This window comes from Serratia sp. K-E0102, from assembly GCF_029962625.1.
Taxonomy (GTDB): Bacteria; Pseudomonadota; Gammaproteobacteria; order Enterobacterales; family Enterobacteriaceae; genus Serratia; species Serratia sarumanii.
Genome location: NZ_CP124754.1, coordinates 4600675 through 4615494 on the forward strand (window position 1 = coordinate 4600675; position 14820 = coordinate 4615494).

Sequence of the window (14820 nt, forward strand, 5' to 3'; positions counted from 1 at the left end):
TGAGGAATACATCATGAAAAACGTCAAAATTTTTGCTACCGCTGCGCTGCTGGCTACCGCTTCTTTCGCTACCTTCGCCGCTGACCTGCCGTCCAGCCAACCCGCTGCAGACGCCCAGAAAATCGGCGTAGTCTCCGTTAGCGGCGCCAGCAACCTGAGCGCGCTGGAAAGCGAACTGGCCAGCAAAGCCGCTGCGTCAGGCGCCAGCTCATACCGCATCGTCGCCGCCGGCGGCCAGAACAAACTGTACGGCACCGCAGAAATCTTCAACTGATCGTCGAACAGCCAACCGACGGAAGAAAGAAGCCCCGCAAGGGGCTTTTCTCGTTGTGGGCAGGCAAAGCTCTTTGTGAACAGTGGCCGCCAGACATTTCACCGATACTGGGAATAACGCCTTACCCTCACCCACTTTGGAGAAATAACATGACCACAGCACAACCTCTGCATGGCAAAGTCGCGTTCGTCCAGGGCGGCTCACGCGGCATCGGCGCCGCCATCGTGAAACGGTTGGCGAGCGAAGGGGCCGCGGTCGCCTTTACCTACGCCGCCTCGGCCGATCGCGCCGAAGCGGTGGCAAGCGCCGTTACCGCCGCCGGCGGCAAAGCCCTCGCCATCAAGGCTGACAGCGCCGATGCGGCGGCGCTGCAGCAGGCGGTGCGCCAGGCGGTCAGCCAGTTCGGCAATCTGGATATTCTGGTGAACAATGCCGGGGTGTTTACGCTGGGCAGCACCGAGGAGCTGGCGCTGGACGATTTGGATCGCATGCTGGCGGTCAACGTGCGCAGCGTGTTCGTCGCCAGCCAGGAAGCGGCGCGCCACATGAACGACGGCGGCCGCATCATTCACATCGGCAGCACCAACGCCGAGCGCGTGCCGTTCGGCGGCGCGGCGGTGTATGCGATGAGCAAATCGGCGCTGGTCGGCCTGACCAAAGGCATGGCGCGCGATCTCGGCCCGCGCGGCATCACCGTCAATAACGTGCAGCCCGGCCCGGTAGACACCGAGATGAACCCGGACGCCGGTGAGTTCGCCGAGCAGCTCAAGCAGCTGATGGCGATCGGCCGCTACGGCAAAGATGAAGAGATCGCCGGCTTCGTCGCCTACCTCGCCGGCCCGCAGGCGGGTTATATCACCGGCGCCAGCCTGAGCATCGACGGCGGCTTCTCGGCGTAACCATCCCTGAAATGCAAAAAGCCCCGTGAAGGGGCTTTTTTTGGCTGCAAACGGTCGGATATCAGAACGGGATATCGTCGTCGAAATCCATTGGCGGTTCGTTGCTGCTGGCCGCCGGAGCGCTGTTCTGCGCCGGGCGCGACTGCTGCTGGCCGCCGCTGAACTGGTTGCCGCCCTGTGGCTGCTGAGGCTGGCCCCAACCGCCCTGGCCGCCGGCAGATTGACCGGCCGGTGCGCCGCCGCCCTGACGGCCGCCCAGCATCTGCATGGTGCCGCCGACGTTAACCACGATCTCGGTGGTGTAGCGATCCTGGCCGCTCTGATCCTGCCATTTACGGGTCTGCAGGGAGCCTTCGATGTAGACCTGAGAGCCTTTACGCAGGTATTCGCCCGCCACTTCGGCCAGTTTGCCGAACAGCACGACGCGGTGCCACTCGGTCTTCTCTTTCTGTTCGCCGGTCGCCTTGTCACGCCAGCTTTCGGAGGTCGCCAGGGTAATGTTGGCCACTGCGCCGCCGTTCGGCATGTAACGGACTTCTGGATCCTGACCCAGATTCCCGACCAGAATTACTTTGTTTACGCCTCTGCTGGCCATGAGCACTTCTCCCGATGATTGATTTCTACACAGTATAAACGCGTCAGTTTACCACGCTGAGTGCGAAACCACACCCGTGTTGATAAGTGCGAATTGCATTCCAGAATTGTCTTTTCGATCGACCTTGTTGCATTCGCATACTGGATATTCATTCAGGTTTTTTTGTGTCATAATTATGCGTTTCGACCTGGCTGTGCCGGTTTTTTGCGAGATCCATCACAAAATCCCCCGCAAAAATCGCGACAGGCGCGGTGTATCATCAAGACGGGAAGTGTAAATGGACAATATCGAAGTTCGTGGTGCTCGAACCCATAATCTGAAAAACATCAACCTGATTATCCCGCGTGACAAACTGATCGTCGTCACCGGCCTGTCCGGTTCCGGCAAGTCATCGCTGGCTTTCGATACGCTGTATGCCGAAGGGCAACGCCGCTACGTCGAATCGCTCTCCGCCTATGCGCGCCAGTTCCTGTCGCTGATGGAAAAACCGGACGTCGATCATATCGAGGGCCTGTCGCCGGCGATCTCCATCGAGCAGAAATCCACCTCGCACAACCCGCGATCCACGGTCGGCACCATCACCGAAATCCACGACTACCTGCGCCTGCTGTTCGCCCGCGTCGGCGAGCCGCGCTGCCCGGATCACCATGTGCCGCTGGCGGCGCAAACCGTCAGCCAGATGGTCGATAACGTGCTGAGCCAGCCGGAAGGCAAGCGCCTGATGCTGCTGGCGCCGGTGGTGAAAGACCGCAAGGGCGAACACACCAAAACGCTGGAAAACCTGGCCGCCCAGGGCTATATCCGCGCGCGCATCGACGGTGAAGTGTGCGATCTGTCCGATCCGCCGAAGCTGGAGCTGCAGAAGAAACACACCATCGAAGTGGTGGTCGACCGGTTCAAGGTGCGCGAGGACATGGCGCAGCGCCTGGCCGAATCGTTCGAAACCGCGCTGGAGCTGTCCGGCGGCACCGCGGTGGTGGCGGATATGGACGACGAGAAAGCGGACGAGCTGCTGTTCTCCGCCAACTTCGCCTGCCCGATCTGCGGCTACAGCATGCGCGAGCTGGAACCGCGCCTGTTTTCCTTCAACAACCCGGCTGGCGCCTGCCCGACCTGCGACGGCCTGGGCGTGCAGCAGTTCTTCGATCCGGATCGCGTGGTGCAAAACCCCGAGCTGTCGCTGGCCGGCGGCGCGATCCGCGGCTGGGATCGCCGCAACTTCTATTACTTCCAGATGCTGCGCTCGCTGGCGGAGCACTATGAGTTCGATGTCGAAGCGCCGTTCAACACCCTGAGCGCCGACGTGCAGAAGGCGGTGCTGAGCGGCTCCGGCAAAGAGTCGATCGAATTCAAATACATCAACGATCGCGGTGATACCACCGTGCGCCGTCATCCGTTCGAAGGTGTGCTGCACAACATGGAGCGCCGCTATAAAGAGACCGAATCCAGCGCGGTGCGCGAAGAATTGGCGAAGTTCATCAGCAACCGCCCTTGCGCCTCGTGCCACGGCACCCGCCTGCGCGAAGAAGCGCGTAACGTGTTCGTCGAAGACACCACGCTGCCGGAGATCTCCGATCTGAGCATCGGCCATGCGATGACCTTCTTCCAGAACATGAAGCTCAGCGGCCAACGCGCCAAGATCGCCGAAAAAGTGCTGAAAGAGATCGGCGATCGCCTGAAATTCCTGGTGAACGTCGGCCTGAACTACCTGTCGCTGTCCCGCTCGGCGGAGACGCTCTCCGGCGGCGAAGCGCAGCGCATCCGTCTGGCCAGCCAGATCGGCGCTGGCCTGGTGGGCGTGATGTACGTGCTGGATGAGCCGTCGATCGGCCTGCACCAGCGCGACAACGAGCGCCTGCTGGAAACGCTGATCCACCTGCGCAACCTCGGCAACACGGTGATCGTGGTGGAGCATGACGAAGACGCCATCCGCGCCGCCGACCACGTGATCGACATCGGCCCCGGCGCCGGCGTACACGGCGGCCAGGTGGTGGCGGAAGGCACCGTCGACGACATCATGGCGCAGCCGGACTCGCTGACCGGCCAGTTCCTCAGCGGCAAGCGCGAGATCGCCATTCCGGCGCAGCGCGTGCAGGCCGATCCGACCAAGGTGCTGAAGCTGAGCGGCGCGCGCGGCAACAACCTGAAGGACGTGACGCTGACGCTGCCGGTCGGTCTGTTTACCTGCATCACCGGCGTTTCCGGCTCCGGCAAATCGACGCTGATCAACGATACGCTGTTCCCGATCGCCCAGCGCCAGCTCAACGGCGCCACCATCGCCGAACCGGCGCCGTTCCGCGAAGTGACCGGCCTGGAGCATTTCGACAAGGTGATCGACATCGATCAGAGCCCGATCGGCCGCACGCCGCGCTCCAACCCGGCCACCTACACCGGCATTTTCACCCCGGTGCGCGAGCTGTTCGCCGGCGTGCCGGAATCGCGCAGCCGCGGTTATACGCCGGGCCGTTTCAGCTTCAACGTCAAGGGCGGGCGCTGTGAAGCCTGCCAGGGCGACGGGGTGATCAAGGTTGAGATGCACTTCCTGCCGGACATCTACGTGCCGTGCGATCAGTGCAAGGGCAAGCGCTATAACCGCGAAACGCTGGAAGTGAAGTACAAGGGCAAGAGCATCCACGAAGTGCTGGAGATGACCATCGAAGAAGCGCGCGAGTTCTTCGACGCGGTGCCGGCGCTGGCGCGCAAGCTGCAGACCCTGATGGATGTCGGCCTGTCGTACATCCGTCTCGGCCAGTCGGCCACCACGCTCTCCGGCGGTGAGGCGCAGCGCGTCAAGCTGGCGCGCGAGCTGTCGAAGCGCGGCACCGGCCAGACGCTGTATATCCTCGACGAACCGACCACCGGCCTGCACTTCGCCGATATCCAACAGCTGTTGGCGGTGCTGCATCAGCTGCGCGATCAGGGCAACACCATCGTGGTCATCGAGCATAACCTGGACGTGATCAAGACCGCCGACTGGATCGTCGATCTGGGGCCGGAAGGCGGCAGCGGCGGCGGCGAGATCCTGGTCGCCGGCACGCCGGAAACCGTGGCCGAGTGTGAAAAATCGCACACCGCACGCTTCCTGAAACCGCTGTTGAAGCCGTAGTGCCGCCGGCGTGCGGGCCGTCGCTCAGGCAGCCCGCACGCCGACCCGTTTCGCTGCAATCAAACAGAAACAGGCAAGATTTCGACATTTTCAGGCATTTCCCTCCGCGCTCACCGCTTTTATCATCAATGTTCCCTCGGCGGCCGCCCTGTCTGACTCAGGCCGCGTCTCACCGGCACTCCGCTGCCGGCCAAGCGTTGTCCCCCATACATTGATAACTGGAGCGACCATGAACATTACCCATGCCTATGCCGCGCATGACGCGAAGTCTGCGCTGGTGCCTTTCGATTACCAGCCGCGCGCCCTGCGCGACCACGATGTGCAAATTCAGGTGTTGTTCTGCGGCGTCTGCCACTCGGATCTGCACCAGGCGCGCAATGAATGGAGCAATACCATTTACCCGGTGGTGCCGGGCCACGAAATCGTCGGCCGCGTTAGCGCCGTCGGCGACCACGTCTCGCGTTACCGGGTCGGCGATCTGGTCGGCGTCGGGTGCATGGTGGATTCCTGCCGCAGCTGCCCGAGCTGCGATGAGGGGCTGGAGCAGTATTGCGAGAACGGCTTCACCGGCACCTATAACGGTCAGGATCGCCAGACCGGCGCCGTGACCTACGGCGGCTACTCCACCGATCTGGTGGTGGATCAGGACTTCGTGCTGCGCGTGCCGGAGAATCTCGATCCGGCCGGGGTCGCGCCGCTGCTGTGCGCCGGCATCACCACCTATTCGCCGCTGCGCCAGTGGGGCGCGGGGCCAGGCAAAAAGGTCGGCATCGTCGGGCTCGGCGGGCTGGGGCACATGGGCGTCAAACTGGCGCGAGCGATGGGCGCGCACGTGGTGCTGTTCACCACCTCGCCGTCGAAAATCGAAGACGCCAAGCGTCTTGGCGCGCATGAAGTGGTGATTTCGCGCAACCCGGAGGAGATGGCGCAGCACGTCAACAGCTTCGACTTCATCCTCAACACGGTAGCGGCCCAGCACGATCTGAATCCGTTCCTCAACCTGCTGCGCCGCGACGGCACCCTGACGCTGGTCGGCGCGCCGGAGCACGATCATCCGTCGCCGCAGGTGTTCAATCTGATCATGAAGCGCCGCCGCATCGCCGGTTCGCTGATCGGCGGCATCGCGGAAACGCAAGAGATGCTGGACTTCTGCGGCCAACACGGCATCACGTCGGATATCGAGCTGATCCCGATGCAGCAGATTAATGAAGCCTATGAGCGCATGCTGAAAAGCGACGTGAAGTACCGCTTCGTGGTGGATATCGACTCGCTGCGGGTCTGATGACGGCGGGCGCCCAACGGCGCCCGTTTCTTATAGCTGCTTGATGATCCTGGCCGGGTTGCCGCCCACCACGCAATTGGCCGGCACGTCTTTGGTTACCACCGCGCCGGAGGCAACGACCGCATTGTCGCCGATGGTCACGCCCGGATTGATCACCGCGCGTCCGCCGATCCATACGTTGTCGCCAATCTTGACCGGCTTACCGAACTCCGCGCCGCCGACGCGGGTCTCAGCGTCCAGCGGATGGGTCGCGGTGTAAATATGCACGCCCGGCGCCAGCAGGCAGTTGTCGCCGATATGCACCTCGCACACGTCGAGGATCACGCAGTCGAAATTGGCGTAGAAGTTCTTGCCGAGATAGATGTTATAGCCGTAGTCGCAGCGGAAGGTCGGCTCGATGGTGCCGCCCTGATAGCCGCCCAGCAGCTCACCCAGCCACTGTTTGCGCAGCTCGCCCTCTTCCGGCGAGGAGTGGTTATAGCGATGCGTCAGCTGACGCGCGCGCCGACGCTCGCTGCGCAGCAGGTCATCGCCGGCGTCGTACAGTTCCCCGGCGATCATCTTGCGCTTTTCTTCGCTGATGGCCATGTCGGCCTCCTTATGTTATCCGCGTTTCTTGAATGCCCAAGCGTAGCCGCTTTAGCTCGGCAACAGAAAGGGAACGTTCCCAACTTAAAACCGCGATCACGCTTTAACATGAAAAAGCAGGAGAAAACGGGCGCCGCCGCCGCCCGACAATCAGGCGCGCAGTTCCTGGCGCACGTGTTCGGGCAGGCCTTCCACCACCAGCTGATAGGAGCTGTCGATCAGCGTGTAAAACTGCGAGTTCGGCAGGTTGCCGTCAAGAAACACCGTGTTCCAGTGCGCCTTGTTCAGGCCGTCGCAGGCGACGATCTCCGGATGGTGTTCACGCAGGCTTTCCGCCAGCTCCGGGCTGGACTTGACCGCCAGCGCCGGCCGCCCTTCGACCTCGCACACCATGGCGAACATCACGTCGCCCACCTTGATCTGGCTGGCCTGCCACTGGTTCTGGTCGCTTTGTTCCGCGCCCGGCTTCGCCATGCAGTACTCCAGCAATGCACTGTTATTCATTGGGTTATTCCCCCTGTAACGTGGCCACAATACGGCGTGCTCCGTCGTGGATGCGGTGCTCCCCCAGCCAGATGCCCTGCCATGTGCCCAACATCAGCCGCCCGTGCCTGACGGGCAGCGTCAGGGAAGCGCCCAGCAGCGAGGATTTGATGTGCGCCGGCATGTCGTCCGGCCCTTCGTAGTCATGCTGATAGGGTGCGTTTTCCGGCACCTGACGCAGGAAATGCTGCTCCATATCGGCTCGCACCGTGGGATCGCAGTTCTCGTTGAGCGTCAGCGAGGCCGAGGTATGCTGCAGCAACAGATGCAACAGGCCGGTTTGCAGGCGGTGTAAGTGGGTTAACTGGTTGGTGATCTCGTCGGTAACCAGATGAAAGCCACGCGCTTTTGCGCTGAGGATTAGCGTTTGCTGATGCCACATGAGTGAGCGCCCCTCAATCAGTATATTCTCTCTCCGGTTTGCGGCAACTTCGGCGGCGCGCCGGCAATAAAAAAGGAGCGATATCGCTATCGCTCCCCGATGAACGTCCCTTCAGACTAACAGGCGTTACTGCACCGCGGCAAACGCCTCGGCCACCTGACGCACGTTGTTGTGGTTCAGGCCGGCCACGCACATGCGGCCGCTGTGGATCAGGTAGACGCCGAACTCTTCACGCAGGCGATCGACCTGCGCCGCGCTGAAGCCGGTGTAGCTGAACATGCCGCGCTGCGCCAGCAGGTAATCAAAGTTGCGCTGCGGCAGCGCGCTCTTCAGGGTGTCCACCAGCGCGTGGCGCATCTCGAGAATGCGGGTGCGCATGCCCTCCACTTCGTCCAGCCACTGGGTTTTCAGCTGGGCGTCGTTCAGCACCTTGGCCACCAGCTGCGCGCCGAAGTTCGGCGGGCTCGAGTAGTTGCGGCGCACGGTGGCCTTCAGCTGGCCCAGCACGCGCCCGGCCGCCTCTTCGCTTTCGCACACCACCGACAGGCCGCCGACGCGCTCGCCGTACAGCGAGAAGATCTTCGAGAACGAGTTGCTCACCAGGCACGGCAGGCCGGCCGCCGCGATGGCGCGAATGGCGTAGGCATCCTGCTCCATGCCGCCGCCGAAGCCCTGATAGGCAATGTCGAGGAACGGAATGATTTCACGCTCGGCGATCACCTTGACCACCTCATCCCACTGGGCAGGGGTCAGGTCGGAACCGGTCGGGTTGTGGCAGCACGGGTGCAGCAGCGCGATGCTGTGCTTCGGCAGCTGTTTCAGCGCAGCGAGCATGGCGTCGAACTTCACGCCTAGGCTTTCGCTGTCGAAATACGGGTAGGTATTCACCTTGAAACCGGCGCCGCTGAAGATGGCGACGTGGTTTTCCCAGGTGGGATCGCTGACCCACACCTGCGAATCCGGGAAGTAGCTTTTCAGGAAGTCGGCGCCCACTTTCAGCGCGCCGGAGCCGCCGACGGTCTGAATGGTGGCGATGCGCCCCTGCTGCAGCATCGGGTGCTGCGCGCCGAACAGCAGCTGCTGGATGGCGGAACGGTAGGGTTGCAGCCCTTCCATCGGCAGGTATACCGAGGCGCCGTGCTCGACGCTGTTCAACTGCGCTTGCGCCGCGGCGACCGCCCGCATCTGCGGGATGATGCCCTGCGCATCGTAGTACAGGCCGATACTCAGGTTCACCTTGTGCGCGCGCGGGTCTTGTTTGAATTTTTCCATCAGCGACAGAATGGGATCGCCGGCATAGGCGTCAACGTTCTGGAACACGGGGGTTTTCTCCTGGTTTATTTATTGTGGTTTGGGCACAGCGTTACGTTCCTAATATAGACGGAAAACCGCATTCGGTTTTAGCTTTATCTCGCCACCGGCAACAAACCGTTTTCCTTGATGCGATTGAGCACCACCGCCGTTTTGATATGCGCCACGCTTTTGTGCGGCGACAGCGTCTGGCTGATGAACTCGCTCAGCGCCGGCAGGTCCGCCACCGCCACTTTCAGCAGGTAATCGGCGTCGCCGGTGGTCTTGTAAGCGTCAAGGATCGCGTCCACCTCCTCCAGCATCTGATGAAAGCTGTCGATCTGCTCCTGCGCGTGCGTGATCAGGCTGACTTCGATCAGCCCTACCAGCCCCAGGCCGACCGCCTCCGGCGCCAGCCGCGCGTGGTAGCCGCGGATCAGCTGCGCCTGCTCCAGGCTGATGCGCCGCCGCGAACACTGGGAGGCGGAGAGCCCGACCAGCTCGCTCAGTTCCTGATTGGTCAGACGGCCGTTGGCCTGTAACAGCGTCAGGATTTTCATATCAAAATCGTCAATGTTGTACATAGCCACCTGTAAACTGTGTTAATAAATGTTGACGTTACAGCCTACCAGTTTTTTTACCGTTGCCGACGTCACACCCTAGCGCTTAAATCGCGTACAGCAGCAACGCCCGGCGTTTTCGCCGGTAAGCGGCATAAAAAACGGCTAACTCATGCAGGTAAACGACAATTAACGGCGAAGTAACGCATAAAACCACGAATGTATAAAAAGGACGCCAGATGAAAAAGCTACTCCCTCTCGCGCTGCTGCTCGCCGCCGGCGGCGCCGGCGCGCAATCCCACCTGGACAAGGTGCTGCAGCAAAAGACCCTGGAGGTCTGCACCACCGGCGACTACAAGCCCTATACCTTCCTCAAGGAAGACGGCGGCTATGAAGGCATCGATATCGATATGGCGGAGTCGCTGGCCAAGAGCCTGGGCGCCAAAGTGAAGTGGGTGAAAACCAGCTGGAAAACCCTGACGCCGGACTTCACCTCCGGCAAGTGCGATATCGCGATGGGCGGCATCTCCGTCACGCTGGAGCGACAAAAACAGGTGTTCTTCGCCGACAAGCTGGATACCGACGGCAAAATCCCGCTGGTGCGCTGCACCGACGTGAAGAAATACCGCACTCTCGAGCAGATCAACAAACCGTCGGTGCGCCTGCTGGAGCCGGCGGGCGGCACCAACGAAGCCTTCGTGCACGCCTATCTGCCGAAGGCCAAGCTGACGCTGACGCACGACAACATGAGCATTTTCCAGCAGTTGGTAGACCGCAAGGCGGACGTGATGATCACCGACGCCTCCGAGGCGCTGTACCAGCAGAAGCGCTATCCGAAGCTGTGCGCGGTGAATCCGAGCAAACCGATGCAGTACGGCGAGAAGGCTTACATGCTGCCGCGCGACGATTTGAGCTGGAAACTGTATGTGGATCAGTGGCTGCACCTGGCCAAGGCGACCGGCGAGTATCAGAAGATTATCGATAAGTGGTTGGCGGTAAAGAAGTAACCCGCTGAGAAACGGGGCCGACGCGCGTCGGCCCCTGCTGCGCATCAGTCGCCGATGTATTCCATCGCCACGCGCTGCGTGAGCTTGGTGATAAGTTCGTAAGCGCTGATGCCGGTGCAGGCGGCGATGCGCTCGACCGGCAGCGCCTGGCCCCACAGCACCGCTTCATCCCCCACCTTATCGGCGGCGTCCGGCCCGAGATCGACCGAAATCATGTCCATCGACACCCGGCCGACGATCGGCACTTCGCGGCCGTTAATCAGGATCGGCGTACCGGTCGGCGCGCTGCGCGGGTAGCCGTCGCCGTATCCCATCGCCACCACGCCCAGCCGGGTATCGCGCGGGCTTACCCAGGTGCCGCCGTAGCCAACCGCTTCGCCGGCCTTGTGCTCGCGTACCGCGATCAGGCTGGACTTCAGCGCCATCGCCGGCTGCAGCCCATGCTCGGCGCCGCTGCCGTTATCCAGCGGCGACACGCCGTACAAAATGATGCCGGGACGCACCCACTCATTGTGGGCATCCGGCCACAGCAGCGTGCCGCCGGACGCGGCGACCGAGCGCTGGCCCGGTTTGCCGCGCGCGAACTGCTCGAAGCAGGCGATCTGTTTCAGGGTGGCGTCGGACTCCGGCTCATCGGCGCGGCTGAAGTGGCTCATGATATTGACCGGCTGCGCCACGTTGCGGCAGGCGCACAGGCGCTGATAAAACGCTTCCGCCTGTTCGGGGCGCACCCCCAGCCGATGCATGCCGGTATCGAGCTTCATCCACACCGGCACCGGGCGCGCCAGCTCGGCCTGCTCCAGCGCTTCGAGCTGTTCGATGCTGTGTACCGCGGTTTCGATGTTGTTCGCCACCAGCACCGGCAGATCTTCGGCACAGAAGAAGCCTTCCAGCAGCAGGATCGGTTTGACGATGCCGCCGGAGCGCAGCATCAGCGCCTCGCCGATGCGCGCCACGCCGTAGCAGTCGGCGTCTTGCAGGGTGTGGGCTGTTTCCAGCAGGCCATGTCCATAAGCGTTTGCTTTCACAACGGCAATCAGGCGGCTTTGCGGCGCCTGGCGGCGCACCTGTTGCAGATTATGTCGCAGAGCGCGGCGGTCGATTACAGCGGTTGCCGCTTTCATTTCAGTTCCTTAGCTGATTATTCGTCATCGTATTGTGGCCCCGCGTAGTTATCGAAACGCGACCACTGGCCGTTAAAGGTAAGGCGCACGGTGCCGATCGGGCCGTTACGCTGCTTACCGATAATAATTTCCGCGATCCCTTTCAGATCGCTGTTCTCGTGATACACCTCATCACGATAGATGAACATAATCAGGTCGGCATCCTGCTCGATAGAGCCGGACTCACGCAGGTCGGAGTTGACCGGGCGCTTATCGGCGCGCTGCTCCAGGCTTCGGTTCAGCTGCGACAGCGCCACCACCGGCACCTGCAGCTCTTTCGCCAGCGCCTTCAGCGAGCGCGAAATCTCGGCGATCTCCAGCGTACGGTTGTCGGACAGGGCCGGCACGCGCATCAGCTGCAGGTAGTCGATCATGATGAGGCTTAGCCCGTCGTGCTCGCGGAAAATGCGCCGCGCGCGCGAGCGCACTTCGGTCGGCGTCAGGCCGGAGGAGTCGTCGATGTACATGTTGCGCTTTTCCAGCAGGATACCCATGGTGCTGGAAATGCGCGCCCAGTCCTCGTCGTCAAGCTGGCCGGTACGGATGCGCGTCTGATCCACGCGCGACAGCGACGCCAGCATACGCATCATGATCTGCTCGCCGGGCATCTCCAGGCTGAAGATCAGCACCGGTTTTTCCTGGGTCATCGCGGCGTTTTCGCACAGGTTCATGGCGAAGGTGGTTTTCCCCATCGAAGGACGGGCGGCGACGATGATCAGATCGGACTTTTGCATGCCCGCGGTTTTCTTGTTGAGATCCTGATAGCCGGTATCGACCCCGGTCACGCCATCGTGCGGCTGCTGATACAGCTGCTCAATGCGCGACACGGTGTCTTCCAGAATACGCTCGATGCCCTTCGGGCCCTCGTCTTTGCTGGCACGGTTCTCGGCGATTTGGAAGACGCGGGATTCCGCCAGATCGAGCAGGTCTTCGCTGCTGCGCCCCTGCGGATCGTAGCCGGCGTCGGCGATCTCGTTAGCCACCGAGATCATCTCGCGCACCACCGCGCGCTCGCGCACGATGTCGGCGTAGGCGCCGATGTTGGCGGCGCTCGGGGTGTTTTTCGACAGCTCGGCCAGGTAGGCGAAGCCGCCGACCGAGTCCAGTTCGCCCTTTTGTTCGAGCGATTCGGACAGGGTGATGAGGTCGATAGGCTTGCTCATCTCCAGCAGACGCTGCATCTCGGTAAAGATCAGGCGGTGCGGGCGGCTGAAGAAATCGTTGGCGACCACGCGCTCCGCCACGTTGTCCCAGCGCTCGTTATCCAGCATCAAACCGCCCAACACCGACTGCTCGGCCTCCAGCGAGTGCGGCGGCATCTTCAGCCCTTCCATCTGACGATCTCTGGAACGCTCTCTGGTTTCGTCCGCGTTTGTTTTGTTGGTTGGTTTTTTTCCTGCCATGAAACGTAGTCTTTATCCGGTTGCGAATGAAGGATCCTGACGCGAGAGTATACGTGATTTTTGCGCCATAACCGATGCAAAAAAGGTATTGAACCCCGCACGGGCAAACTGGATCTCCGAGACTAAAAAGAATAGGGTGAAATCAGACACTCCAACGAGGTAACGATATGGCCAAGCGCATTCAATTCTCCGCCACCGGCGGGCCGGAAGTCTTGCAATACGTTGATTTTACACCACTCGATCCGGCTGCCGGGGAAGTGCAGATCGAGAACAAGGCGATCGGCATCAACTACATCGACACCTATGTGCGCAGCGGGCTGTACGCGCCGGCCAGCCTGCCGAGCGGCCTCGGCACCGAGGCGGCCGGCGTGGTGGTCAAGGTCGGCGCCGGGGTCAGCGCGATCAAACCGGGCGACCGGGTGGTGTATGCGCAGTCGTCGCTCGGCGCCTACAGCGAGATCCACAACGTGCCGGAAGAAAAAGTGGCGCTGCTGCCGCACAACCTCAGCTTTGAGCAGGGCGCCGCCTCTTTCCTCAAAGGGCTGACGGTGCACTACCTGCTGCGCCAGACTCACGAAGTGCAGCCGGGTGAAGTGTTCCTGTTCCATGCCGCCGCCGGCGGGGTTGGCCTTATCGCCTGCCAATGGGCCAAAGCGCTGGGTGCGCGCCTGATCGGCAGCGTCGGCTCCGACGAGAAGGCCGCCCTGGCGAAACAGGCCGGCGCCTGGGCCACCATCAACTACCACAAAGAGGATATCGCCCAGCGGGTGGCCGAGCTGACGCACGGCGAGAAGGTTGGCGTAGTGTACGATTCTGTGGGGCAAAGCACCTGGCAGGCCTCGCTCAACAGCCTGAAACGCCGCGGCCTGATGGTCAGTTTCGGCAATGCCTCCGGCCCGGTGACCGGCGTCGATCTGGCGCTGCTCAACCAGAAAGGATCGCTGTACGTCACCCGCCCTTCCCTCAACGGCTACGTCACCAACCGCGCCGAACTGCAGTACGCCAGCAACGAGCTGTTCTCGCTGATCGGCAGCGGCGCCATTCGGGTGGAGGTGAGAGACGAGCAGAAATTTGCGCTGGCCGACGCCCAGCGGGCGCACCAGGTGCTGGAAAGCCGCAGCACCAGCGGCTCCAGCCTGCTGATCCCCTGATAGCGGCAAAAGAAAAGGGCTCCTTGCGGAGCCCTTTCTGTTACTGCGTTTTGTAGGGGTAGAGCAGAGTCCGCCAGAGACAGGGGGTTGCTTTAGCAACACGAATTTTGGTTGTCTCTCACGGTGATGAAATCGGTCGCATCACTGCATCGCCCCACATCCTAACAGCCCCGTTCGGCAAAAAACACGCTTTATGTGCCACATCGCCGGGGAAAACTGCCAAGCTGTGATCGTTGCCGCATTCGCGGTGCGAAAAATTGTGCAAGTTTCAGTGTGACTGTCTGATTATTCAGCAAAAAATCAGTAACGCCTGGCCTGCGGTTTCTGCATCGCGCGGTAAATCCATACCCCGACCACCGCCAAAATCAGCCACGGCAGCAGCTTGATGACCACCGCGAACAACCCGCCCACCAGCATGAACGCCGCCGCCGCCAACAGCGCAGCGAAGATCCCCAGCAGCGAGATGCCGGTCACCATCAGCATCACCACAAAGCCAATGAGAAAGAAGATTTCCAACATGATTGCTCCTTTGCAACTCAACGTATCTGCAGAGTGAATTACAAGAAGCGTGCCAGAA

The 14820-nt window shown here is 61.7% G+C and carries 15 protein-coding genes; 6 read left to right on the plus strand and 9 right to left on the minus strand.

Annotation, left to right across the window (positions count from 1 at the left end):
- The first annotated feature begins 13 nt into the window (after nt 1-13).
- Both SSARUM2_RS21790 and SSARUM2_RS21795 read left to right on the plus strand, forming a co-directional pair.
- Nucleotides 14-274 carry a YdgH/BhsA/McbA-like domain containing protein gene (locus SSARUM2_RS21790; RefSeq protein ID WP_033636189.1) on the plus strand — a complete coding sequence of 87 codons (261 nt, stop codon included), beginning with the start codon at nt 14-16 and terminating at the stop codon, nt 272-274.
- Between the two features lie 149 nt (nt 275-423).
- A complete protein-coding gene (locus tag SSARUM2_RS21795; protein ID WP_033649717.1) occupies nt 424-1173 on the plus strand; it encodes a 3-oxoacyl-ACP reductase family protein in 750 nt (249 codons plus the stop codon).
- A 61-nt stretch (nt 1174-1234) separates the two neighbouring features.
- On the opposite strand, the gene ssb1 is transcribed toward SSARUM2_RS21795, so the two are convergent.
- The gene (gene ssb1 / locus SSARUM2_RS21800; protein ID WP_033654707.1) at nt 1235-1768 is read right to left on the minus strand and encodes a single-stranded DNA-binding protein SSB1; all 534 of its coding nucleotides are present in this window, start codon (nt 1766-1768) and stop codon (nt 1235-1237) included.
- A 277-nt stretch (nt 1769-2045) separates the two neighbouring features.
- Between ssb1 and uvrA the strand changes: the two genes are divergently transcribed.
- Nucleotides 2046-4874, plus strand: coding sequence for an excinuclease ABC subunit UvrA (uvrA, locus tag SSARUM2_RS21805; RefSeq protein WP_033636192.1), 2829 nt, complete (start codon nt 2046-2048; stop codon nt 4872-4874).
- A gap of 229 nt (nt 4875-5103) precedes the next feature.
- Nucleotides 5104-6156, plus strand: coding sequence for an NAD(P)-dependent alcohol dehydrogenase (locus SSARUM2_RS21810; protein ID WP_060425025.1), 1053 nt, complete (start codon nt 5104-5106; stop codon nt 6154-6156).
- 30 nt (nt 6157-6186) lie between these two features.
- Here the strand turns inward: SSARUM2_RS21810 and maa are convergent, their stop codons facing one another.
- The 5 genes from maa to SSARUM2_RS21835 form a co-directional block, all read right to left on the minus strand.
- Nucleotides 6187-6744: a maltose O-acetyltransferase gene (maa, locus tag SSARUM2_RS21815; protein WP_039569636.1), complete on the minus strand. Its 558-nt coding sequence runs from the start codon at nt 6742-6744 to the stop codon at nt 6187-6189.
- Nucleotides 6745-6894: 150 nt separating this feature from the next.
- Nucleotides 6895-7248, minus strand: coding sequence for an MmcQ/YjbR family DNA-binding protein (locus tag SSARUM2_RS21820; protein WP_019453210.1), 354 nt, complete (start codon nt 7246-7248; stop codon nt 6895-6897).
- A 4-nt stretch (nt 7249-7252) separates the two neighbouring features.
- The gene (locus SSARUM2_RS21825) at nt 7253-7669 is read right to left on the minus strand and encodes a secondary thiamine-phosphate synthase enzyme YjbQ (protein WP_060453150.1); all 417 of its coding nucleotides are present in this window, start codon (nt 7667-7669) and stop codon (nt 7253-7255) included.
- Between the two features lie 126 nt (nt 7670-7795).
- A complete protein-coding gene (locus SSARUM2_RS21830) occupies nt 7796-8989 on the minus strand; it encodes an amino acid aminotransferase (protein ID WP_060439613.1) in 1194 nt (397 codons plus the stop codon).
- Between the two features lie 86 nt (nt 8990-9075).
- Nucleotides 9076-9543 (minus strand): Lrp/AsnC family transcriptional regulator, encoded by a 468-nt coding sequence (locus SSARUM2_RS21835; RefSeq protein WP_004936775.1) that lies wholly within the window; start codon nt 9541-9543, stop codon nt 9076-9078.
- A gap of 215 nt (nt 9544-9758) precedes the next feature.
- Here SSARUM2_RS21835 and SSARUM2_RS21840 point away from each other — a divergent pair, with 215 nt between their 5' ends.
- On the plus strand, nt 9759-10526 hold the full coding sequence (locus SSARUM2_RS21840; protein ID WP_033636197.1) for a transporter substrate-binding domain-containing protein: 768 nt from the start codon (nt 9759-9761) through the stop codon (nt 10524-10526).
- A gap of 44 nt (nt 10527-10570) precedes the next feature.
- On the opposite strand, the gene alr is transcribed toward SSARUM2_RS21840, so the two are convergent.
- On the minus strand, nt 10571-11650 hold the full coding sequence (alr, locus tag SSARUM2_RS21845) for an alanine racemase (RefSeq protein ID WP_049195298.1): 1080 nt from the start codon (nt 11648-11650) through the stop codon (nt 10571-10573).
- Nucleotides 11651-11667: 17 nt separating this feature from the next.
- The gene (gene dnaB / locus SSARUM2_RS21850) at nt 11668-13092 is read right to left on the minus strand and encodes a replicative DNA helicase (protein WP_025160134.1); all 1425 of its coding nucleotides are present in this window, start codon (nt 13090-13092) and stop codon (nt 11668-11670) included.
- A gap of 167 nt (nt 13093-13259) precedes the next feature.
- Here dnaB and SSARUM2_RS21855 point away from each other — a divergent pair, with 167 nt between their 5' ends.
- Entirely contained in the window at nt 13260-14243 is a 984-nt protein-coding gene (locus tag SSARUM2_RS21855; RefSeq protein WP_033654713.1) for a quinone oxidoreductase, read from the plus strand.
- A gap of 300 nt (nt 14244-14543) precedes the next feature.
- On the opposite strand, the gene pspG is transcribed toward SSARUM2_RS21855, so the two are convergent.
- On the minus strand, nt 14544-14762 hold the full coding sequence (pspG, locus tag SSARUM2_RS21860; protein ID WP_033636200.1) for an envelope stress response protein PspG: 219 nt from the start codon (nt 14760-14762) through the stop codon (nt 14544-14546).
- Between the last annotated feature and the right edge of the window lie 58 nt (nt 14763-14820).